Origin of the sequence: Salinicoccus sp. ID82-1 (genome assembly GCF_021991715.1) — a bacterium.
Taxonomy (GTDB): Bacteria; Bacillota; Bacilli; order Staphylococcales; family Salinicoccaceae; genus Salinicoccus; species Salinicoccus cyprini.
In genome coordinates, this window is sequence record NZ_JAGFLY010000002.1 from 260,720 (window position 1) to 283,988 (window position 23,269).

Annotated in this window: 23 protein-coding genes; all 23 read left to right on the forward strand. The window is 48.5% G+C overall.

Going from position 1 to position 23,269, the window contains the following annotated elements; translation table 11 throughout:
- Window positions 1-13 precede the first annotated feature (13 nt).
- The 23 genes from J4760_RS06760 to J4760_RS06870 all read left to right on the forward strand — a co-directional run bounded on the left by J4760_RS06760 (window position 14) and on the right by J4760_RS06870 (window position 23,269).
- Window positions 14-739 (forward strand): amino acid ABC transporter permease, encoded by a 726-nt coding sequence (locus J4760_RS06760; RefSeq protein WP_237605206.1) that lies wholly within the window; start codon window positions 14-16, stop codon window positions 737-739.
- Window positions 732-1,427, forward strand: coding sequence for an amino acid ABC transporter permease (locus tag J4760_RS06765; protein ID WP_237605207.1), 696 nt, complete (start codon window positions 732-734; stop codon window positions 1,425-1,427). Before J4760_RS06760 ends, J4760_RS06765 begins: the two co-directional genes overlap by 8 nt.
- 316 nt (window positions 1,428-1,743) lie before the next feature.
- Window positions 1,744-3,462, forward strand: coding sequence for a sugar phosphorylase (locus tag J4760_RS06770; RefSeq protein ID WP_237605208.1), 1,719 nt, complete (start codon window positions 1,744-1,746; stop codon window positions 3,460-3,462).
- Between the two features lie 150 nt (window positions 3,463-3,612).
- A complete protein-coding gene (locus J4760_RS06775) occupies window positions 3,613-5,238 on the forward strand; it encodes a sodium:solute symporter family protein (RefSeq protein WP_237605209.1) in 1,626 nt (541 codons plus the stop codon).
- An 11-nt stretch (window positions 5,239-5,249) separates the two neighbouring features.
- On the forward strand, window positions 5,250-5,792 hold the full coding sequence (locus J4760_RS06780; protein ID WP_237605210.1) for a hypothetical protein: 543 nt from the start codon (window positions 5,250-5,252) through the stop codon (window positions 5,790-5,792).
- Window positions 5,793-6,003: 211 nt separating this feature from the next.
- Window positions 6,004-8,052, forward strand: coding sequence for a BglG family transcription antiterminator (locus J4760_RS06785; RefSeq protein WP_237605211.1), 2,049 nt, complete (start codon window positions 6,004-6,006; stop codon window positions 8,050-8,052).
- Between the two features lie 19 nt (window positions 8,053-8,071).
- Window positions 8,072-8,542 (forward strand): PTS sugar transporter subunit IIA, encoded by a 471-nt coding sequence (locus tag J4760_RS06790; protein WP_145289581.1) that lies wholly within the window; start codon window positions 8,072-8,074, stop codon window positions 8,540-8,542.
- Between the two features lie 13 nt (window positions 8,543-8,555).
- A complete protein-coding gene (locus J4760_RS06795) occupies window positions 8,556-8,834 on the forward strand; it encodes a PTS sugar transporter subunit IIB (RefSeq protein WP_145289578.1) in 279 nt (92 codons plus the stop codon).
- A 70-nt stretch (window positions 8,835-8,904) separates the two neighbouring features.
- The gene (locus J4760_RS06800) at window positions 8,905-10,164 is read left to right on the forward strand and encodes a galactitol-specific PTS transporter subunit IIC (RefSeq protein ID WP_145289575.1); all 1,260 of its coding nucleotides are present in this window, start codon (window positions 8,905-8,907) and stop codon (window positions 10,162-10,164) included.
- A gap of 27 nt (window positions 10,165-10,191) precedes the next feature.
- A complete protein-coding gene (locus J4760_RS06805; protein ID WP_237605212.1) occupies window positions 10,192-11,223 on the forward strand; it encodes a zinc-binding dehydrogenase in 1,032 nt (343 codons plus the stop codon).
- A gap of 23 nt (window positions 11,224-11,246) precedes the next feature.
- A complete protein-coding gene (deoC, locus tag J4760_RS06810) occupies window positions 11,247-11,918 on the forward strand; it encodes a deoxyribose-phosphate aldolase (RefSeq protein ID WP_237605213.1) in 672 nt (223 codons plus the stop codon).
- 49 nt (window positions 11,919-11,967) lie between these two features.
- Entirely contained in the window at window positions 11,968-12,144 is a 177-nt protein-coding gene (locus J4760_RS06815) for a hypothetical protein (protein WP_186365545.1), read from the forward strand.
- Between the two features lie 16 nt (window positions 12,145-12,160).
- Window positions 12,161-13,210 carry a galactitol-1-phosphate 5-dehydrogenase gene (locus J4760_RS06820; protein ID WP_237605214.1) on the forward strand — a complete coding sequence of 350 codons (1,050 nt, stop codon included), beginning with the start codon at window positions 12,161-12,163 and terminating at the stop codon, window positions 13,208-13,210.
- Window positions 13,211-13,316: 106 nt separating this feature from the next.
- Window positions 13,317-13,724, forward strand: a complete 408-nt coding sequence (locus J4760_RS06825; protein ID WP_237605215.1) for a hypothetical protein — start codon at window positions 13,317-13,319, stop codon at window positions 13,722-13,724.
- A gap of 80 nt (window positions 13,725-13,804) precedes the next feature.
- Entirely contained in the window at window positions 13,805-14,461 is a 657-nt protein-coding gene (locus J4760_RS06830) for a haloacid dehalogenase type II (protein WP_237605337.1), read from the forward strand.
- Window positions 14,462-14,759: 298 nt separating this feature from the next.
- A complete protein-coding gene (locus J4760_RS06835) occupies window positions 14,760-15,449 on the forward strand; it encodes a FadR/GntR family transcriptional regulator (RefSeq protein WP_145289561.1) in 690 nt (229 codons plus the stop codon).
- A 129-nt stretch (window positions 15,450-15,578) separates the two neighbouring features.
- Window positions 15,579-16,487 carry a dihydrodipicolinate synthase family protein gene (locus tag J4760_RS06840; RefSeq protein ID WP_237605216.1) on the forward strand — a complete coding sequence of 303 codons (909 nt, stop codon included), beginning with the start codon at window positions 15,579-15,581 and terminating at the stop codon, window positions 16,485-16,487.
- A 25-nt stretch (window positions 16,488-16,512) separates the two neighbouring features.
- The gene (locus tag J4760_RS06845) at window positions 16,513-17,949 is read left to right on the forward strand and encodes an aldehyde dehydrogenase family protein (protein ID WP_237605217.1); all 1,437 of its coding nucleotides are present in this window, start codon (window positions 16,513-16,515) and stop codon (window positions 17,947-17,949) included.
- Window positions 17,950-18,018: 69 nt separating this feature from the next.
- The gene (locus J4760_RS06850) at window positions 18,019-18,969 is read left to right on the forward strand and encodes a hydroxyacid dehydrogenase (RefSeq protein WP_237605218.1); all 951 of its coding nucleotides are present in this window, start codon (window positions 18,019-18,021) and stop codon (window positions 18,967-18,969) included.
- Window positions 18,970-18,997: 28 nt separating this feature from the next.
- A complete protein-coding gene (locus J4760_RS06855) occupies window positions 18,998-20,167 on the forward strand; it encodes a mandelate racemase/muconate lactonizing enzyme family protein (protein ID WP_237605219.1) in 1,170 nt (389 codons plus the stop codon).
- 19 nt (window positions 20,168-20,186) lie between these two features.
- Window positions 20,187-21,533 (forward strand): TRAP transporter large permease subunit, encoded by a 1,347-nt coding sequence (locus J4760_RS06860; protein WP_237605220.1) that lies wholly within the window; start codon window positions 20,187-20,189, stop codon window positions 21,531-21,533.
- A 228-nt stretch (window positions 21,534-21,761) separates the two neighbouring features.
- On the forward strand, window positions 21,762-22,697 hold the full coding sequence (kdgD, locus tag J4760_RS06865; protein ID WP_237605338.1) for a 5-dehydro-4-deoxyglucarate dehydratase: 936 nt from the start codon (window positions 21,762-21,764) through the stop codon (window positions 22,695-22,697).
- Between the two features lie 29 nt (window positions 22,698-22,726).
- Complete coding sequence (locus J4760_RS06870) at window positions 22,727-23,269, forward strand: tripartite tricarboxylate transporter TctB family protein (RefSeq protein WP_237605221.1); 543 nt, start codon at window positions 22,727-22,729, stop codon at window positions 23,267-23,269.

Consider the following 23,269-nt stretch of genomic DNA (forward strand, 5'->3'; position numbering starts at 1 on the left):
AGGAGGACCAGTCATGGACATTCAATATATGATAGGATTATTTCCGCGGTTCCTATCGGTGATTCCCATCACGCTTCTGATTGTCGTACTGTCGGCCATATTCGGACTGCTGCTCAGCATTCTGGTGGCTGCGATACGGATCAGGAAGATTCCTGTCCTCAGCCAGCTGATGGGGGCGTATATTTCCTTCACCCGGAGTACGCCCATACTGCTGCAGCTGTTCCTGTTCTTCTTCGGATTGCCGGTGCTGCTGCAGCTGGTCGGGTTTGACATCACGAACATCGATGCCATCACGGCTGCAGTGGCCTGCCTGATCGTCTTCAATGGTGCCTATATGTCGGAAGTATTGAGACCGGCCTACCTGGCCATCGAAAAAGGGCAGCATGAAGCAGCGGAGAGTCTCGGCTATACACCGTTCCAGAAAATGAAGACAGTCGTCATTCCCCAGATGGCACCCATTGCGTTGCCGGGTCTCGGCAATGCAATCATTCATCTGATCCACGACAGTTCCCTCGTTTTCGCAATCGGGGTAGTGGACATCATGGGAATGGCGACCATAATGAGCGGAGACACTTTTGGAATGAAGCAGGTGGAAGTGTTCCTGACAGTGGCCCTCATCTACTGGGGCATCTCGATGATATCCGAGCAGATCATCAGACTGCTTGAACGGCGGAAGAAGAAGGTGCTCAAAAAGACAGGATACAAGTTGAAGGAAGAGGAGGCGGGCTACAGTGTTTGATATCATGACCGTTTTCGAAAGTTTCATCGAAATCCTCAAAGTTGTTCCGAAGACACTGCTTCTGGCGCTCATCATCCTAGTGCTGTCCTTCATGCTCGGCGCAACCATCACATACATCCAGAGTCTCGGCATACCGGTTGTCAAGCAGGTCATCGGTGTCCTGCAGTCATTTCTGCGCGGCACACCGAACGTCGTGCTCCTGTACCTGGTCTATTATTCATTGCCGCTTGTGTCGGCATGGTTCCTCGGGCTGTTCAATGTCGCCCTCGACCCATCGAGTCTGAATTCCACGGCCATCGTCATCGTGACATTCAGCATCTGCTACTCCGTCTTTCAGTCGGAGATCATCAGGGGGGCACTGCATTCACTGGATAAGAATCAGATCGAAGCGGCCCAGTCGCTCGGCTACAGCAGAACCCAGACACTGAGGAAAGTGATCATCCCACAAGTCATGATGGAGGCACTGCCAGATACGTTGAGTGCGTTCCTGATCATCATCAAAGCACTGTCGCTCGCCTTCCTCGTGACGGTCGTGGATATATTTGCGCAGGCAAGGCTCGTCGGCGCACAGAGCTTCAGCTATCTGGAAGCCTTCGTCGCAGCAGCACTTGTGTACTGGGGCATATGCGTCCTGCTTACGTACATCATCGATAAGGTGGAGCATAGAATGAGAAGAGGCTATGTGTAGGGATAATATATAGATAGCGGATTATTTCTGATAATAAAAACCTGGAATCATTCATATGGAAAACGAATGACGCTCTGAAAATTCAGGGCGTCATTCAGCGTTTGCGCTTATTTGCTCAAGCCTAAGTGTGCGCTACACTTCAAGTTGCATCAGAGAACCGGTTATTTCATTATGCGAAAGGTGTCCCATTGGAAGCGTCATGATGCTTTTCATTTTCAAGAAAACCTCCAGTAAGCAATGTTTTGACAATCATACCCAGTTGAATATATTCAGAATATTCTTTATTATGGAAGAGAGTGCATAAAGGAGGGGACAGATGGATACTAGAACTCTGGACAGGATCGAGAACAACCTTTACGCAGTTTATGGAAAAGAGAAAGGAGACAGGATTTCCAAAGGGATTCAGGACCTCATGAGCACTTATAGACAGGACGGCCAGACGAAAGAGTGGGTGGATGAGAAGGATGTCATGCTGATCACGTATGGTGATTCCATTAAAAGTGATGGGGAAAAGCCTTTGGAGACGCTGAGGAAGTTCCTGGAGAAGTATGTTGGCGATACGATCAGCTCGGTGCATCTGCTTCCGTTTTATCCCTACACATCCGATGATGGATTTTCAGTCCAGGATTATCTGACGGTCAGTCCGGAGCTCGGCGACTGGGGAATGGTGCATAGGCTTGCTGAGGATTATGACCTCATGTTCGATGCGGTGATCAACCATATTTCGAGCAAGAGTGACTGGTTTCTGAGATATCTGAAAGGAGACCCGGCGTTTCAGGACTACTTCATCGAGTCGGATCCAACTGTCGACTACAGTTCCATCGTGCGACCGCGGGCGCTGCCTCTGCTGACACAGGTGGATCATCTGGAAGGGGCAAGACATGTCTGGACGACTTTCAGTCATGACCAGATCGATCTCAACTACAGGAGTGAAGGTCTGTTCCTCGCCGTGCTTGAAGTTCTGGCGCAATACGTTAAACATGGCGCGCGCTACTTGAGACTGGATGCGATCGGATTTTTATGGAAGCGCTTAAATACGACGAGCATCCATCTGGAGGAGACGCACCTAATCATCCAGATCATGCGGGATGTCCTTGAGGAGATCTCCCCTGGAACGATTCTGATCACTGAAACAAATGTACCGCATGAAGATAACATCAGCTACTTCGGAAATGGCTGGAATGAAGCCCACATGGTCTACCAGTTCCCGCTTCCGCCGCTCACCCTGCACGCTTTCCTATCAGAAAATGCAGAGCATCTGTCGAAGTGGGCGGATGCGCTCGAACCCACGAGTGCACATACTTCATTTTTCAATTTCCTCGCTTCCCATGACGGCGTTGGCCTGCGTCCGGTGGAAGGCATTCTAGATGAACAGGAAGTCCAGAAAATGGCCGACAGTGTCGCAAAGAATGGTGGGTACGTCTCCTATAAGGATAATGGAGATGGTACAAAAAGCCCATATGAGCTGAACATCAACTATTTCAGTGCATTGAAAAGAGAAGGGGATTCCGATGTCCAGGCTGTGGCGCGTTTTATTGCAGCACAGACCATCCTGCTTTCTGTCAAAGGGATGCCGGGCATCTATGTCCATAGCCTGCTCGGTTCTGAAAATGATCAGAAAGGCGTCGAGTCCACTGGCAGATACCGTTCCATCAATCGTGAAAAACTGTCTGTTGAACAACTCGAGCAGGAAATCCAACTCGAAGGCAGCTTGCGTGAGCAGATCTTCAATGAGCTGATGCAGAGTATTAAAAAACGCAAATCTGAAAAAGCGCTGCATCCGAATGCAGAGCAGAAGGTGTGCTTCCTCGATGCACGTTTATTTGCGATTCTACGTACTTATGAAAAGACAGGGGATAAGCTGCTTGCGCTCATCAATGTTTCGGGAGAACGAGTTGAGATTTCATTGGACACTTTGAAAGGGGAACTTGGCACCGACAATCTCAAGGATGCGATTGGAGAAGCAACGTATGGAGCAGAGGAAGCCGTGCTGCAGCTTGAGCCATATCAGGCGATGTGGCTGAAGAAGAATTGAATACGACATCAGACTTGTGACTGGCACCATGAATCCTTCCCATTATAGATGATGCTGAAAGCCGCTATGGAATATCTCGAGTTCCCTGGGAGAATAAGCAGCCGCTGTATGGAAATCTATAAATCTAGATAAAGAAAGAAGGGTTTATAAATGGAGAATTTCACTTTACTCGATTATTCGATTTTTATTGTCTATATACTAGGTACCGCGCTTGTTGGAGCGTCTTTCGGGAAGAAGCAGAAATCAACGGAGGACTACTTCCTCGGCGGCCGGAGCATTCCATGGTGGGCAATCGGTCTTTCGGTCATGGCGACACAAGCCAGTGCCATCACCTTCATCGGTGCGCCGGGGTGGGGATATGACGGGGGTCTGACCCGCATGGCGACCTACATCAACGTACCACTGGCGATGGCCTTTCTCATTGCCACCATCGTTCCTTTTTTCTATAAGACCGAAGTCTACACTGCCTATGAATACTTGGAACGGCGTTTCGACGTGAAGACCAGAACATTGACCGCCGGTCTGTTCCTGATCGCCCGCGGACTTGCGACGGGTGTCGTCCTCTATGCGCCGGCACTTGTCCTATCGGTCGTGACGGGGCTGAGCATTACGTGGACCATCATCATCATGGCAGTCATCGCGATATCATACACCGTACTCGGTGGCATCAGCGCCGTCATCTGGACAGATGTCATCCAGATGTTCGTCCTGTGGATCGGCGCAATACTAAGTGTGTATGTCATCTTCCAGGACGTGCCTGGTGGATGGGGCGAAGTGATGAATACCGCAGCACAGACCGGCATGCTTCAATCACTGGATTTTTCATTTGATCTATCGGTCGAATACAGCATCTGGGCAGGCATCATCGGCGGATTCTTCCTGCATGCGGCCTACTTTGGTACAGACCAGAGCCAGATACAGAGAGTACTGACCAGCAAGTCCATCCGCGAAAGCAAGCTCTCCCTCGTTCTAAGCGGTGTCCTGCTGATTCCGCAGATGCTCCTTTTCATCCTGATCGGTGTACTCCTTTACATCTTCTATCAATATGCAGGCGATCCGAATGTTGAAAACCTGAATGAACTGTTCCCGCGTTTTGTTGTCAACCAGCTGCCTATGGGTATTTCAGGGCTGATCATGGCAGGCGTATTTGCTGCCGCAATGTCCAGTCTCGACTCCGCACTGAACTCATTGTCCGCCGTATCGGTCCGAGATTTCTACAGTAAATTCTTCAAGAAAAATGCATCGGAAGAACATTATTTGAAAGCCTCACGTTATGCGACCATCTTCTGGGGCATCTATGCAACAATCTTTGCCTTCTTCGCAGGCAATCTGGGACCAGTCATCGAAGCGGTCAACCAGATCGGTTCATATTTCTACGGTGCACTGCTCGGTGTGTTCATCCTGGCAATATTCACGAAACGGGTAAACGGCACTGGTGCTTTCATCGGTGTCATCGCCGGGATGCTCTCGGTCTGGGCAGTTACAGCATTCGCAGAAATTTCCTGGCTGTGGAACAACATGGTCGGTGCCGTAGTCGCTGTTGCTGTCGGTTATGCTGTCAGCCTGCTGGCACCCGCACCGCCTAAGGAGAAACTCGATGGATTGATCCTTACACGCACGAGCCATAAGGTGCAGAGTGACCTTGCCACACGTGCAGAAAAAGCAGAAGCTGTGGAAGACGTGAAAGAGGAAAGAAGCACAAAAAGATGGCCGCTCTACCTCATCATCTACTTCTTCGTCGTCATCGCATTCCTGCTCTACTTGCAGAGCTTATAGGGGGTTGGATCATGGTCAACTATTTAGAGCCTATTATTGATAAGAAAGAAGCAACTTTCATGATGAACGACTTCCTCCATTCAAACTGGTGGAAAAGGATCAATCGATCAGTAAAGCTTATTTCGATTGAAAGAATGTATCTGCCATTTTGGTGTTTTGATTACAAAGCCAGGACACACGCCGTTTCAGGAGGGATGCAGGGACGGATCGCCATTGAGCCGTTGAGCGGAATGAACGCCATTCTGCCGATGGATCTGGAAATTGAGACGACGGAAGCAGACTTTTCCCCTGTTCAGAAAACACTCGGTAAAGACAGTGCAAAGCGCGTCATCTACTGGGAACTTTTTGCCAAGGAGAAGAGACGTGAGAAGATCGAAGTGGAAGTACTCGATCAATGGCTGGTCCATATTCCGTACTGGATCGGCTATACATGCGATCGAAATGGTGTGTATGACATCGTTGCGGTCGATGCACTGAATGGCAAAGTCGATATTCCGATAAAAGATACCGCACTCTCCTATCTGATTGAAGTGGAAGAGGAAGTGCCGACCTAGAGTATTCTATAGGAGACAGCTCTTAATGAGCTGTCTTTATTTTTGTGCATTTTCATAAGGTCAAAGCTTGCAAGCAATGGTCTATGCAACCGTTCCGCTATACTCAATCACAAGGGTGTACAATACATGGCACTTTAATTGTGCCGTAATGGTGTACAAATATTAGTCTCTGGCTGGTATATTTTAATTAACGGGAAGGAGCAATGGGCACATGCAACTGGATGAGAGAAGTGTAAGCATACTGGATGAATTGTTGAAAAGTCCTGGCGTAACGAGTAAGGAGCTGGAACAGAAGTACAATCTTACGCGTCGTCAGTTCGGCTACAGTTTCAAGAAGATCAACGAATTCATCGCATCCAAAAACCTCCCGAGCATAGAAAGGAACAGCCAGGGAAACTTCATCATCAACCAGGCGGTCATCACGAACCTGAGGTATGATCATGAAGTGTCAGCTGCTGAAACGAACATCTATTCAGAGCACCAGAGGCAGTACATGATTCTGCTGATGCTGCTTGGAAGCCAAGAAGAACTGTCACTGAATCATTTTGCATTAGAGCTTGATGTCAGCAGGAACACAATTTTGAACGATTTCAAGAAAGTGCGTGAGCTGGCATCGGATTACAGCCTCGAAATCAAGTATTCAAGAATCGATGGATATTTCGTCGAGGGTGAAGAGTTCCACATCCGCAAGCTGCTTTTCAATGTCCTCGACACGCTGGTCCAGATGAATGGCGGTGAGGAGCGGATCAGGTCGCTTGTCGGTATCGAGGGCTCTGAGCTGGCTGAGATTGCATCGAGGATTGAAAGTGTCGAGCAGAAACTGAACTTGAAGTTTACAGATGAAAAAGTATTGATCATGCCTTTCGACCTGCTGCTTGTCCTTCGCAGAATCCGCCAGGGCAACACAATCGAATCCTTCAAGATCGGCTACAAGGAGATTTCGCACACCAAGGAATTTCAGGCAGCAGAAGAAATTCTTCACGATACGGATATTTCGGAGCAGGAGCGGCTGTTCATTACACTGCATCTGCTTTCAACAAACGTATATTGGGCGGACCGGCTGACGGAAGAGAGCATTCCGCATCTGAAGCAGGCGCTCGAGGACATGCTCAGAATTTTTGAGAATACAGCCTGCATTACCCTTCAGGAGCGGGACGAACTGCTGGATAAGCTGCTGCTGCATATGACGCCCGCCTACTACCGCATCAAGTATCATCTTACCGAAGTGGGGGACGTCAAAAATTTCATCCTGCAGGACTATAAGGAGCTCTTTCACCTGATCGGGCAGTCCACAGTGCCGCTCAAGACGCTGATCGGTACAAGGATCCCGGAAAATGAAATTGCCTATCTTACGATGCTGATCGGCGGCTGGATGCGCAGGCAGGGTGAAAGCCTCAGACAGAAGACGAAAGCGATTGTCGTCTGTCCGAAAGGGGTTTCCGTTTCGAGATTGATGTTTACCGAACTGAAGGAACTGTTCCCGGAATTCGTTTTTCTCGATTCGCTGTCGGTACGTGAATTCTATGAGTATACGCTCGACTTCGACATCATCTTCTCCCCTGTCTTCCTTGAGACCGAGAAGAAGCTGTTTCTTGCAAGCTCCTACCTCAAGCGGGAAGAAAAGAATCGTCTCAGACGCCAGGTCATGCTTGAAGTACAAGGCTATACCGCACATGAGATTAATGTCGAGGAGATCATGGAAATCGTCAGAAAGCATGCGGATGTGAAGAATGAAAACCAGCTGTCGAAAGATCTGCAACGGTACATCAGTAATGAGAACAGTAAAGATGCCGGCCATAACGGCGCCGCTTCCTATACGCTCGATGAACTGATTACCGCTGACCGCATCTCACTGGCACAGTCGGTACCGTCATTCGAAGCAGGAATCAGGCAATGTGCGGCACCACTGGTCGACAGCGGACATATCGAACAGCGCTATGTCGAGAAGATGGTCGAACAGAACACCGAAGATAATGCATACATCATCCTTGGGGAAGGCGTTGCCATCCCGCATGCTGCACCCGAGGACGGCGTCAACACTGTGTCGATGAGCCTGCTGAAGGTGGATGCGGGAATCGAATTTGCAGGTGCAGTCATTCACGTCATCGTAGTCATTGCTGCGGTGGATAAGGAGCAGCATCTGAAAGCACTGCTTCAGCTGAAAGATCTGGCACAGTCCAAAAATGGACGCAAGGCTTTATTTGATGCACAGACAGATGAGGAAATCTGCAAAGTACTACAAAAACATTCGGTTGAATAGTGATAAGGGAGTTTAGAATATGAAAGATATGGTTTTTGATGAGTCCATCATTCTTTTAGATTTGGAAGCGGATTCAAAAGAAGCGGTTTTGACAGCCATGGCAAATAATCTCGAAGAAAAAGGACTGATCAGGGATTCCTACCTGAAAGCAGTCATCGAAAGAGAAGAGGAATTTGCCACTGGACTCCCTACAGGCGGCGTTTCTGTCGCCATTCCGCACACGGACGTCGAACACGTCATCAAAAAGACGATCAGCGTAGCCGTACTGAAAAATCCGGTGGCATTCGGGATGATGGGAGATCCGAACGAAAAGGTGGATGTAGAGCTGGTCTTCATGCTGGCAATGGACAAGTCCGATTCGCAGCTGAGTCTGCTGCAGGGACTGATGCAGGTATTCAGGGATGAGGATACTCTCAAGTATCTCGTGAACGAAACAGATAAGACAAAAATTGTTGAAGTATTAAAAAATAAACTCGATTTTACATTTTAAGGAGATGGATAATATGAAAACAGTATTGGTAGCATGTGGAGCAGGAATCGCAACGTCAACAGTGGTCAACAACGCAATCGAGGAACTCGCGAAAGACAATAACATCAAAGTGGATCTCAAGCAGATCAAGATCTCGGAAGTTGGTGCCTATGCAGATTCAGCAGACCTGCTGGTCACTACAGCGATGACGCAGAAGGAATACGACTTCCCGGTCATCAATGCAAGAAACTTCCTCACAGGCATCGGCGTTGAAGATACGAAAGCTCAAATCCTGGAGGAACTGAAGAAATAGATCGACCCATTCGGTTTCTCGCTAATGAGGAACCGATCATTATTATAAAAACGTCTGGGGGAAACATCACATGCAAGGTTTTGTTGATTTTATACAAGGATTTCTAGATCTCGGTGCAACAGTCATACTGCCGGTTGCCATATTCCTGCTCGGTCTGTTCTTTGGACAGAAGCCAGGGAAAGCATTCCGATCCGGTCTGACCATCGGGGTTGCATTCGTCGGTATCTTCCTCGTCATCGACCTGCTCGTCAATAACCTGGGGCCGGCTGCACAAGGCATGGTTGAGCGGCTCGGTGTCAGTCTGAACGTACTTGATGTCGGCTGGCCGGCAACATCATCCATCGCATGGGCATCTGTTGTGGCACCGTTCATCATTCCACTCGGCCTGATTGTCAACGTCGTCATGCTTCTGACGAAAACGACAAAGACAATGAACGTGGACATATGGAACTTCTGGCACTATACATTCATGGCAGCGATGATCTATGCCGTTTCAGGCAGCATCATCCAAGGTCTGATCGGCGCGGTACTTTTCCAGATTGTCGCACTTAAAGTGGCGGACTGGACAGCACCGATGATGAGCAAATTCTACGACCTTCCAGGTGTATCCATTGCGACAGGAAGTACAATTTCCTACGCACCAGGGATATTCCTCGTAAAAGGACTTCAAAAGATTCCTGGCGTCAAAAACTGGAATGCAGATCCGGATTCCATCCAGAAGAGATTCGGTGTATTCGGAGAATCCATCTTCATCGGTCTCTTCCTCGGTGCGGTCATCGGGGCACTTGCTGGATATGGCGTAGGGGAAGTCATCGAAATCGGTATGGCGATGGCAGCGGTCATGGTACTCATGCCACGCATGGTGAAAATTCTCATGGAAGGCCTCATGCCTGTATCTGAATCGGCACGTACTTGGCTGAACAAAAGATTCGGCGACAGGGACATCTACATCGGATTGGACGCAGCGGTGGCACTCGGACACCCGGCGGTCATTTCAACTGCACTGATTCTCGTTCCAATCACTGTCCTTATGGCGATCATCCTTCCAGGTAACGCAGTCCTGCCATTCGGTGACCTGGCGACCATTCCGTTCATCGTCGCATTCATCGTTGGTGCTGCACGCGGAAACATCGTCCACTCGGTCATCGTCGGTACTGTCATGATTGCGATCTCACTCTACATCGCAACAGACGTTGCTCCGATATTTACGGAAATGGCACAGACAGCAGATCTCGACATGCCGGAAGGTTCAGTACAAGTTTCCAGTATCGACCAGGGTGGTAACATCGTCAACTGGATCATCTTCAAGATTTTCGCTCTGTTCAACTGATACATCAATCATTAGGAGGACGTTATGATGAAGGCATTGGTAAAGACCGAACTCGGCTTCGGCAACCTTGAAATCAAGGAAAAGGAAACAGGTACACCTGGTCCAGACCAGGTCAAGATAAAAGTGAAGTATGCTGGCATATGCGGTTCCGATATCCATACGTATGAAGGCCACTACAAGGTCGCAGTCCCGGTCACTCTGGGCCATGAATTTTCAGGCGAAGTGGTTGAAGTCGGCGACAACGTCACCGAGTTCAAGGCGGGTGACCGTGTCACTTCGGAGACGACATTCTATATTTGCGGAGAATGCGAATACTGCCAGAGCGGCGACTATAATTTATGCAGCTACCGCAAAGGTCTTGGTACGCAGCAGGATGGCGGGTTTGCCAGCTATCTGATCGCAAGGAAGGACAGCGTCCATCATCTGCCTGATAACGTCGACTACCAGTCTGCTGCGATGACGGAACCGCTGGCATGCACACATCACGCCGTCGAGAAGACGGAAGTGAAGGCAGGCGATGTCGTGGTCGTCATGGGTCCAGGTCCAATCGGTCTGTTTACGGCACAGGTAGCCAAAAGCCGAGGCGCTGAAGTGATCATTACCGGACTGACAAACGACAAGGTGCGTCTCGATAAGGCGGAAGAAATTGGCATTGACCATGTCGTCAATATACAGGAGCAGGATCTGAAAGCGCTTGTGGATGATCTGACGGACGGCTACGGGGCGGACGTTGTATTCGAATGCTCCGGTGCCGTACCTGCAACCCATCAGGGACTCGATCTTCTGAGGAAGAAGGGGCACTACTGCCAGGTTGGCATATTTGCAGACGCCAAGATCAACTTCGATATGGAGAAGGTGATCCAGAAGGAGATCCGGATTGTCGGCAGCAGAAGCCAGAAATCTGCGGACTGGGAACCCTCCCTTGAGCTGATGAACAACGGCAGTGTGGATGCGAAAGCACTGGTCACGCACGAATACGATATTACACAGTGGGAAGAAGCATACGACAAGATCAAAAGCGGCGAAGCAATCAAAGTACTGCTGACACCAGTCGACTAAAATCTTTAAAACAGGGTGATTTCTTGAATAGACAGCAACTGATTGAAATGATCGATTTTACACTGCTCAAGCCGACGGCGACGAAAGATGATATTACGGATTTCTGCAACACGACAATCGAACATGGATTCAGGACGGTGTTCGTGAATCCATACTACGTCACGCATGCCCATAGCATCCTGTCAGACCACGGCATCAAAGTGGGTGTACCGATCGGCTTTTCACTCGGTGGCGGAACGACACAGACGAAAGTGGCCGAAACAAAAGAGGCCATCGGAAACGGGGCAGAGGAAATTGATATGCTCATCAATTTGGGCGCTTTGAAATCCGGTGAATTCGATGTTGTGGAGAATGATATCCGTGAAGTCGTCAAAGCATCCGATGGACTGACGACCAAGGTCATCATCGAGACTGCACTACTGACTGAAGACGAAAAAGTGACGGCCTGCAAGATCATCCAGATAGCAGGTGCCGACTACGTAAAGACGGCGACTGGATTCAATGGCGGTGGTGCGACAGTGGAAGATATCAGATTGCTCCGTTCTGTCACAGGTCCTGACTTCGGCGTCAAGGCGGCAGGCGGCATCAGAACGTACGAAGATGCGGTGAACATCGTTGAAGCGGGCGCCAACCGTATCGGTACGAGTGGCGCTGTGGCACTCATTTCCGGGGAGCAGTCATCAAGTACCTATTGATTACAAGTAATATGAGAGAAATCAAATACGATTATAAAGAGGGTTGAATATGGTAGATGTAATGCTGGAATTCATGCTTGGACCGATGCGTAACATTGGGGACTTCTATTTTGAAAATCAGATGATCTTCAATCCGATTATCATCGGGGCGGCGCTGATCAGTATTCTCTTTGGGAAGAAAAAGAAATCTGATGAACATGTAAAGGAAGAAAAAGCAGTAAGCTAGGAAAAGAGGAATGATGGTGAAAGCATTAAATCTCTATGGTAAACAAGATCTAAGATTCGAAGATGCATCGAAACCGATGATAGAGAACAAAGATGATGTCATTATCAAAGTCAAAGCGGCAGGCATCTGTGGGTCGGACATTTCGAGATATGGAAAGCTCGGTCCCTATGTGGAAGGGACGACATTCGGGCATGAATTTGCCGGGGAAGTGGTCAAAGTCGGTCCTGAAGTGAAGACAGTCAAAGTCGGCGACCGCGTCGCCGGATGTCCTGCATTCTATTGCGGAGAATGTGAAAGCTGCAGGAAAGGCGAACTGGCACGCTGTGAGAACCTGCATGTCATGGGGGCCTACCACCCCGGCGCATTTGCCGAATTTGCCAGACTGCCGGAGGAGAACGTGATACCTGTCCCGGACAATGTGGACTTTGATACGGCGGCAATGGTCGAACCTTCAGCTGTCGTCGCCCATGGATTCTATAGGACCAATATCCAGCCGGGTGCAGAAGTGGCTGTCATCGGCTGTGGCAACATCGGTCTCCTTGCGATCCAGTGGGCACGGATATTCGGTGCAAAGAAAATCTATGCGATTGATATCGATGACGCCAAACTGGAGACAGCCAGGGCTATCGGTGCCGATGTCACCATCAACTCCATGGAAAAGCCGGCACATGAAGCAGTGGCGAAGCATACAGGCGGACAGGGCGTCGATCTGGCAGTGGAGAGTGCCGGATCACCCATCACCTCCGCCCATGTGCTGGCATTGCCGAAAAAAGGCGGACAGGTCGTCTACCTTGGCATTCCGTATGCAGACATCAATATCGAACGCTTCTACTTTGAGCGGATCGTCAGAAATGAACTGACAGTACTCGGCTCCTGGAATGCCATCTCAGCGCCTTTCCCGGGCAAGGAATGGCATGCATCACTCCATTATATGAGCACCGGACAGATTGATGTCGAGAAGATCATTACGCACAGGCTCTCACTGATCGAAGGACCTGAAACGTTCAGTAAAATCATCAATCGGGATGAGAATTTTGGTAAAGTCATGTTCTATCCTGAAATCTGATATTATAGAAGGCCTTTCACTGGGGATGCAAATCCATCCAGGTGAAGGGTCTTTTTTTGTTATGATATGAATTAAACACATTGGAACAACCCAAGGAGGAATCATCATGCAGTCGATTACACTAGCAGAAGCATATGCGATAGAATCTTTAAGAAGCAATGGCTACAGCAGCACGGACATCATTGAGAAGGTGAAGAACGGGAAAACTGAAGACTTCAAGTCAGTCAGCAGAAATACGGATTACAGCGCACTTGAAGAGATGCATGCATCCGGCAACCTGGAATCAATATTGAATGAGGGATACAAGGTGAAGTTCTTAACAGAAAATGGACTTAAGAACCTTATCAGAATGAAGTACGGCAAAGAGGATGGCCTAGACTATATATACGATAACAACCAGGTGACCGGCCTGCAGCTGGATGAAGAAGAACAGCAGGATCTGAAAAATATGCTGTCGCAGAACTGGGTCTTCCAGGCGGAAGAGAATGGTGTGTCCATCACCCCTGCGGGTTAGGAAATGAACACCTTATCTTGTTTTCTATTTTCTATATAGGGTAGCAGTTGAGTATCACAGCAGGTGAAAGGGGAATGGATATGATCAAAGCACTCGTGTTCGATGCCTATGGCACACTTTTTGACGTGCATTCGATAAAAGCGGCATGTGAATCGGTCTTTCCGGAAAAAGGGGAGAAGATCAGCACCGCCTGGCGGGAAAAGCAGGTGAAGTACTTCTTCCAGCGTCAGCTGATGGGGCGCTACCGTCCATTCGATGAAGTGACACGTGACGCTCTGCGCTACGCGTGCCGGACAGAAGGTGTTGAACTTGAGCAGGAGGACGAGGAAAGGCTGATGATGGCCTATCTGAACCTCGAACTCTTTGAGGAAGTTTCCGATGTGCTTGAAAAATGCAGCGATAAGCAGCGTGTCGTCTTCTCGAACGGTTCGGAAGATATGATTGTTCCGCTTGTCGAAAGCTCGGATATCCATGATCACATTGATAAAGTCATCAGTGCCGATGAGATCAAACAGTATAAACCAACCCCTGCAGCATACGCGTATGCTTTGGATCAGCTTGGACTGAAGCGGGACGAAATACTCTTCATGTCGTCCAATACATGGGACATCATGGGAGCCGCAAGTTTCGGTTTCCAGACAGCCTGGATCAACAGAAACAGGGTTGAACCTGAAACACTCGATGTCCAGCCGGATCAGGCCTATACGGATCTCTATGGTATTTTGGAAAAGTTATAGATTCAAATAGTAAAAGCTTGCTGGAAACGATCGATTCCAGCAAGCTTTCTTTTTCTATTCATCCAGCGGCTTCAGCGCAATACGGTCTCCAACTTCAGATTTTTCCGAAACGGGACGATAGACGATTACCGTCTGGTTGCTGTGCTAAATGGAGTAAGGATATTCCTTAAAGGGTAGTGAAGTATATGTATGGTAGTTTGACATAAATTTCATTTTGTCATACAATTATAAATAATTAGTTTTTAATGAAAGCGCTATTTTTAAAATAAATGAAATTTGACGAATTAGGTGAGGAATTATGGTCGAGTTCAAGATTGATTCTGTAACAAGGAATACTCTATCCCGGCAAGTGCTGGAAAAGTTCATACAGCTGCTTATGGAAGGGGACCTGCAGCCGGGGGACAAGCTTCCGCCCGAGATGGATCTGATGCACATGTTTGATGTGAGCAGACCGGTACTGAGAGAGGCGTTGAGTTCCCTCGAGACACTTGAAATCGTCAAGAGAAGGCCGCGTGGCGGTACATACATCAATGAAAAGATCGGCAGTAGTCCGTTCAGAGCCATGCTGGCACTATCCATCAACAACGTGCCGGCAGTCATTGAAGCACGGATGACGCTGGAACTTGGCCTGGTGACGCTTGCTGCGGAGAAGATTTCGGAAGATCAGATTGCCCGTCTTGAGGAGACAATTGTTGCGATTGCCAATACTGTCGATGATGATTACGGCGCATTGGACCGCGAGTTCCATAGAATTATTGCAGAGAGTGCGAACAACCCGGTTGTCAGTGGTATGATTGATTCACTTCTGATCACCCATCAGAAAACGGATAGTCTGATCACTTTCCGTGAACCGGACATTACAGTCAGACACCACAGCGCAATTGTCAAAGCGTTGAAAGGCAGGGATCCTGTCGAAGCGTTCAAAGAGATGTATAACCATCTGCAGTATGTACGTGAAAAGATACTTGCCAACCAAAAAGGTGTGTGAATCATATGAGAGATCTGAAATGAATCAGGTCTCTTTTTTGCGCAATTATTTATCTAAATTATTCGAATACATTGACTTTATAATTACTATATTTTATATTTGTATTACAAATAGATATAGGAGGTAAAGATGAGCAAAAAAATTTCAGAAGAATTGAAAACGATTTCAGGAATTACTGTTACGCCTTTCGATGGTGAAACTGGAGAAATTGATTGGCAAGGTGTAGAGGAAAACGTCGAATTTCTTATTGAGAACGGTTTGAAAGTCATTGTCCCTTGCGGAAATACGAGTGAGTTTTATGCACTGACCATTGAAGAGGCCATGGAAGAGACGAAAAGGACTGTTGAAATTGCTCGTGGTCGATGTCTGGTCGTTGCAGGTATCGGCTATTCTGTAGGCACAGCCATAGAAATGGGACAGAAAGCGAAAGCTGACGGCGCGGATGCCATCATGATCCACATGCCGGTTCACCCCTACATTACTTCGGAAGGCGCGAAAGACTACTTCGAAGAAATCATCAGGGCTGTAGACTTGCCCGCAGTCATCTATTTCAAGAATCCGTCTGTCAGTGATGACATTCTTGTTGAGCTTGCCGATCTGGAGCAGCTGGTCGGCGTGAAATACGCCATCAATGACTTGCCACGCTTTGCCAAAGCCCTGGAATCCCTCCCTCAGGATGCAGGTGTCACTATGATATGCGGCACTGCTGAGAAATGGGCACCTTTCTACTATAGTGCGGGTGCTGAAGGATTCACTTCGGGCCTTGTCAATGTACATCCGAAGAAGTCATTCGAACTGCTTGATGCACTGCAGCAACAGGACTACAGCACAGCATTTGGCATATGGCATGAAATTGTGGAGTTTGAGGATCTGCGTGAAAAGTACAGTTCCGGAAACAACGTCGTCGTCATCAAAGAGGCGATGGAGATACTTAATATGACTGCCGGGCCGCCGAGGCCGCCTGTTGCACCACTGAATGATGCGGACAGGGAGGCAGTTTCACAGCTGCTGTCCAGATGGGCACTCAAATCATACTAAAAACAACAACAAAGGAGATTTTATAATGGAAACTAAGAACTGGATCGATGGATCATGGAGCACACCGTCAAATAGTCAGGTCGAGGTATATAACCCTTCCGATCTGAACGAGAAAGTCGGAACAGTCAACCAGGGCACAGCAGAAGATGTATTCCAGGCGGAAAGGGCAGCCAAGGCAGCCCAAGGGGAATGGGCCCGCAAGACTGGCGTGAAGCGTGCTGAGGTGCTCTATAGCATGGCTTCTGCTCTGGAAGAGAATCTTGTCGAACTGGCAGAGCTCGGCAGCAGGGAGATGGGCAAGCCGATTGGTGAAATGAAAGGTGAAGTGACACGCGGCATCCACCTTCTGCGCTACTATGCTGGGGAAGGTGTCAGATCAGACGGACAGCTCATCCCATCAAGTGATGTGGATGTACTGCAGTACTCGAAGAAAGTACCTGTCGGACTGATTGGTCTGATCACCCCTTGGAACTTCCCGGTTGCCATTCCGGTATGGAAACTGGCTCCGGCACTGATCTGCGGGAATGCAGTCATCTGGAAACCGGCTGAAAATGCATCCCTGACTGCAACGAGAATGGTGGAACTTTTCGAAGAAGCGGGGCTCGACAAGGGTGTATTGAACCTCGTCATCGGCAAGGGCAGTGTCGTCGGCAAGGCGATGCTCGAGGAAGCAGACCTTGATGGTGTATCCTTCACAGGTTCTGAAAATACAGGTCTATATGTTGCTGAAACCTGCGCGAAACGAAATATCAAGTTCCAGACGGAGATGGGCGGCAAGAACGCTGCTGTCATCATGAAGGATGCCAACCTGGACAAGACGATTCCGATTGTTCTGAGCGGTGCATTCAAGTCGGCCGGGCAGAAATGTACAGCGACGAGCCGTATCATTGTGGAAAGCGACATTTATGATGAGGTCATCGAACGCCTGCAGAAAGGTGTAGAGGAAATCACACTGTCGAACGCACTCGATGCAGATGCCTACCTCGGACCAGTTGCTTCAAAAGAGCAGTATGACAAAGTCAGCTCCTACATCGAACTGGCACGCAACGAAGCGAAGATCATCGCTGAAAAAGAAGTGAGTATCGATAAGGACGGCTACTACATTTCTCCGATTGTCATTACTGATGCACCTTCCGATCACGCACTTGTGAAAGAGGAGATCTTCGGACCGGTAGCCACTGTCCAAAAAGCAAAAGACTTCGACGAAGCCATTGAGATGGCCAATGATACAATCTACGGACTGAGTGCTGCAATCTTCACGGAAAACCTGGCAAATGCACACAAATTCCTCGATCAGACGGAAGCAGGAATGGTCCGTGTCAACCAGGAGACGGCAGGCGTCGAATACCAGTCGCCATTCGGTGGAATGAAGCAGTCAAGCTCCCATACAAGAGAGCAGGGTCAGGCAGCACTCGAATTCTACACGCATACGAAAACTTGTGCCATCAAGTTCTTTGGTTGATCCAGATGCATTTGAATGTACCGGAGCAAGTGGATTTTCAACCAGTCATAACATGAAGAGAGCAGGTTTATGATGACGTACAGAATACTGATCCCCAAAAAAGTACATGAGAGCGGCATACAGCTGCTGGAGGCAGCCGGATGTGAAATCGTCCGGCCTCCAGATACGCGTGCATCGACGCTGCGGGAATACGCAGCGGATGCAGATGCCATTCTCGCCAGAACAGAACCCATCACGGATGAAGTCATCGAACAGGCTGCTCGGCTGAAGGTGATTGCCAGACATGGCGCAGGCTATGATAACATCTCACTTGAAAAGGCAAGTGAGATGGGCATCACCGTGACCAATGTGCCGCTCGGCAACACCAACGCAGTAGCTGAACTTGTTGTGACGCTCATCATGGCTGCGTCAAGAAACCTCGTTGGAGTGAATCGGGAATTCGCCAAAGGCAACTATGAAATCAGAGATGCTGCCATTGGTTCCGAAGTCGAAGGGAAGACACTCGGCATTGTCGGCTATGGCCATATCGGAAGACTTGTTTCAAAAAAGTGCAGAAAAGGTCTATGCATGAAGATCAGAGTATATGATCCTTTCCTGGACGAAGCGACGCTTGAAAACGGCGTCGAAGCCGTTGAGAATCTTGAAGCCTTTCTGGCTGAATGCGACTACGTCAGTCTGCACGTTCCACTGATGGAAGCGACGAGAAACATGATCGGTACAGACCAGTTCAGGCAGATGAAGGAGAACTGTGTTCTGATCAATGCGTCGAGAGGTGGTGTGGTTGATGAAAAAGCCCTTCTCGAAGCTTTGGACGACGGTGAAATCGGCATGGCTGCACTCGATGTATTCGAAGAGGAACCACCATCTTCCGATCATCCGCTGATTGCGCATGATCGGGTCATCGCCACACCGCACCTCGGTGCTCAGACGACAGAGGCGATGGAGAACCTGTCGGTCGCAGCAGCGGAGGAAATCCTGCGGGTCCTTTCCGGTGAAGCGCCACTGAACCGGGTGAACTGAAGAAAATGAAGTGTGGAGGAATCACTAAATGAAAATAAGCAATGTCAGATTGCATGCTGTCGGCATACCAAGACATACCGGGTTCGTCAACAAGCATGTCATTGTAAAGCTTGAAACGGATGAAGGCGTCACAGGCATTGGGGAGATGTCCGATTTCTCGCACCTCCCCAAATATTCCATTGATCTCATCGATCTCAGCAGGACGCTCAACACTCTGCTGGTCGGCAGAAACCCTTTCGACATCGAGGACATCAACAGGGAGCTGCTCGACAACTTCCCTGAAGCGATGTACTACTATGAAAAGGGTAGCTTCATACGCAATGGCATAGACAACGCGCTTTATGACCTTTGCGGGAAAATTCTCGGGGTCTCAGCCGCTGAACTGCTTGGTGGGCGTGTACGCTCCAGAATGAAGGTCTGCTATCCAATATTCAGGCAGCGTTTCATGGAAGAGGTCGAAAGCAATATGGAGACGGTCCGGGAGAGATACGGGCAAGGTTTCGACGTCTTCAGACTCTATGTCGGCAAGAATACCGAAGCGGATATTGAACTGCTGAAGCGGATCAAATCAGAATTCGGCAGTAAAGTCACGATAAAATCCTTTGATTTCAGCCATCTGCTCGACTGGAAAGAGGCATTGAGAACGTTCAAGGCACTGGTGCCGTATGAAGTCGGTCTTGAAATGGTCGAAAGTCCGGCACCAAGAAACGATTTTAAAGGACTGTACAATTTCAGAACGAGAATCGACTATCCAGTCAGTGAGCATGTCTGGAGTTCGATGCAGCAGAGTGAAATGCTGAAAAAAGATTCGGTGGACATATTCAATATTTCTCCGATATTCATCGGCGGGCTCACTGCAGCCAGAAAAGCATCGGCACTTGCAGAGAATGGCAGGAAGTCGATTGTCATCGGTACCACCCAGGAACTATCGATTGGTACTGCTGCAATGGCCCATCTTGGGTGTGCTCTACCGCATCTCAAGTTCACTTCAGATCCGACAGGTCCAAAGCTCTACATAGGGGATGTTGTAAAGAACGGTGTCCAGTATGAAGATGGCTATCTGATTGCACCTGACCGTAACATTGCCGGTCTCGGCGTCGAACTCGATGAGGAACTGCTCGAAGAGTATAAGGTGTCCGATCTCGGATGGGGAGAGGTGACTGTCCACCAGCTCCAGGACAGAACTTCGACAAAATAGCGGAACGGAGGAGAATGGAATGAAAAAGTACGCCTTCGTCCTTCTCTTCATCCTGTATTTTCTGTCGGTCATTCATGACAGCATCCTCATAGGGGTACTACTTTCGCTGGTGGCGTGTGTCGTGCTTGGACTCAGTTTCCAGGGAGCCCGTACAATTACCCGGACGATATCCGGAATACTGATCCTTCTGAGCATCGTTCTTGGAATCGTATATGGCATGGAACCGGCATCCATCATTCTCGGCGTTCAGCAGAACATCCCGATTCTGGTGCTGATACTTCTGGCGCCGCTGATAGCTGTGCCGTTGAGATTGAGCGGCTATCTGTCTTCCATTGAAAGTGTGCTCATCTCGCAGAAAGAGAAGCCGAATAGAGCATATGGCGGTCTGCTCATGATTCTCTTCATGCTCTCACCCGTTTTGAATATCGGGGCAGTCAGACTGACACATGAGGTGGTAAAGGATATCGGCTTTGACATAAGCTTTCTCGGCAAAGCTTATGTCAGCGGGTATCTTTCTGCAGTCGTATGGTCGCCGTACTTTGCTTCAGTTGCGACCGTTCTTTTCATGATGGATGTCTCATTCAGCAGCTATGTCATGGTTGGCCTCATATTCGGCATTCTGCAGATATTTATAAGCCTTCTGCTGTTCGTTTCAAGGCAGTCGGGATCAGAAGCTCATGGAGCAGGTTTGAAACAGAACGAGATGCATAAGCAAGACTGGTCGAATGTCCAGAAGATATTTCTATTCATCATTCTGCTTATGGGGATGCTGATCATTACAGAGAGATTCCTGCCGCTTGAGATGATTTCCATCATTACATTCTCTACAGTACTGATTCCATTACTCTGGGGAGTACTTTCAGGAAAGCTCGGTCCCACTATTACAGACATGAAGGAGACGGTCCGGACGGTGTCTCGTGCGAGCAACGAGACGCTCATGTTCCTCACTGCGGGGTTGTTTGCGAGTGTCATGATGCAGACAGATTTCAATGATCTGCTCACACCATATTTCATGACTATCGCAGACATGTCAGCCCTGCTGCTGATACTGGCCATCATACTGCTGACGATAGGGCTGACGATGATTGGTCTCCATCAGATCATCGTCGTGCCTCTGATCATGTTGCAGGTCAGTCCGGAAGCAGTGGGATTTTCACCAGTAACGATGGCATTCGTATTTATCCTGGCCTGGTCCCTGTCCGTCGTGACATCTCCAATCAGCCTGACAAACCTGCTGGTGAGCAATATTCTTAAGACAAGGTGGTCGATCGTCGCTTTCAGATGGAATGGTCCCTATGTTGCTGTCATGCTGATTATCGGAGTTGCAATAGCGCTTCTTTTGAGAGCGTTTTCATTTTTTAGTTAATTGTCTTACAAAATTATTGACAGAAAATTATGTTAAAGATATACTCCAATTAACAAACTAGTTAAAAGGAGGTATTCAGAAGAAAAACTGTCATATGCATCAGTTGGGATTTTCAGACAGATGACTGTACTCATTTATGAAAGGGCTTTCTAAAAGTGTACTGGGCGAGGGCTGGTCATAAGCTGTACATTGCGGATGCATAGACAAAAATCAAATTACAGAAGGAGTATTGCTATGAATAGAACTTCACCGAAAGGAATCCTCGGATTTCCTGTAACACCAATGAAAAGAGATGGAGAAATCGATACTGAAGCTTTCGTGAAAAATGTAGAATTTCTATTGGAAAATGGTCTGGATGCCATCTTCCCGGTCTGCGGGGCAGGGGAGTATACGAACCTCGACGATCAGGAATATGAGCAGCTGATTGAGCTCACGATGGAAACAGTGGATGGCAAAGTGCCGGTCTACACAGGTGTAGGCGGCAACATCCAGGAAGCAAAGAGAAGAGCGAGGATTTCAGAGGCTCAAGGTGTTGAAGGCTATCTGATCATGCCACCCTATCTCGTCCAAGGTTCACAGGATGGACTTTACGAGTACTTTGCCCAGATCGCAAAGTCAACGAATCTGAATGCAATCGTCTATCAGCGGAACAACGCAATTCTGGAAGCGGATACATTGGAAAGGCTGACAGAGATCGAGCAGATTGTCGGTTTCAAGGATGGCAATGGCAATATGGAGAGGAACAATGAGTTTACACACAGGTTCGCCGGAAGAATCGACTTCCTGAATGGCATGCCGATGGCCGAAGTGACCATGGCAGCCTACATGCCACTCGGCTACGATTCCTACTCTTCGGCAATCTCCAACTACATCCCGCACATTTCAAGGCAATATTTCGATGCATTGAAATCAGGGGACCAGGAAGCTGCCAAAGAAATCTATGAGGATGTCATTCTGCCGCTGAACAGAATCAGGGGCAAAGGAAAAGGATACGCAGTCTCACTGATAAAAGCAGGCATGGAAATTGTCGGTCTGCCTGTGGACAAGGCGGTCAGACCGCCGGTGACACCTGTTGATCCTGCACACTTCAAGGAGATGGAAGCCGTATTGAAGGCAGCCCTTGAGAAATATCCGAGCAAGACCTACGAGAAATTCAAAGCATGATGAGAACTTAGCCATCAGGAGGTGAGAATATGGAATCAAGCAGAAAAATGGACATCATTTCAGGTGCCGTACTGCTGGTCCTGGCAATTGGATTGTTCATTTCGACCTTATCGTTCCAGCAGATGACTGTTGCAAAAATCGGATCAGCGTTTTTCCCTCAAGTTGCCTCCATCGGCATCGGAGTACTGAGTCTGATCATGATGATCACTGCATTTCTAAAGAAACCGGTAAAAGAAGATCATGCAGCTGAAACAGGCGCAGATGGCACACTCGCAGTTTCCGAGGAGCAGCATATTGCTGACGATACATCAGAGAAAGAAGATAAGAAACACTACGGTCTGGTCGGTTTGACACTTCTGCTGCTGATTGCCTATGTAGCAGTAATGAGCCTTCTTGGGTTCATCATTTCCACTTCGCTGTATCTCTTTATACAGATGGTGATCATGGCGACTCAGCGAGATAAGATGAAATATATCATTTTTGCAGTACTGTCTATTGCGAGTTCTGTGCTGATATATTGGATCTTCAAAGGTTTCTTCAACCTTATGCTGCCAGCCGGGCTACTAGGATAG